The 317-nt window shown below is 70.0% G+C and carries 1 pseudogene; it reads left to right on the top strand.

The window, feature by feature from the left end:
* Positions 1–317: pseudogene (locus tag PUR61_RS08705) on the top strand (beta-xylosidase); the annotation flags it as partial.

The following is a 317-nucleotide window of genomic DNA, read 5'->3' as shown; positions in this document are numbered from 1 at the left end:
GTGATGTACAACGCCGCGACCGGGCAGTTCGTGATGTGGATGCACAAGGAGGGCAGCGCCACCGACTACCGCGAGGCCCGCGCGGCCGTCGCGGTCTCCAGCACGCTCGACGGCGACTACAGCGGGCGGGGCAGCTTCCGACCGCTGGGCACGATGTCCCGCGACATCACCACCGTCGTCGACGACGACGGCACCGGGGACATGATCTCCGCCGCCAACGAGAACCGGGACCTGCACGTCTACCGCCTCACCGCCGACTACACCGGCATCGACGCCCAGGTCCAGAGCCTGTGGAACGGCGAGTCCCGCGAGGCCCC

This window comes from Streptomyces sp. BE20 (genome assembly GCF_036322525.1).
Lineage (GTDB): Bacteria > Actinomycetota > Actinomycetes > Streptomycetales > Streptomycetaceae > Kitasatospora.
This window is presented reverse-complemented; position numbering and strand designations above follow the sequence as displayed.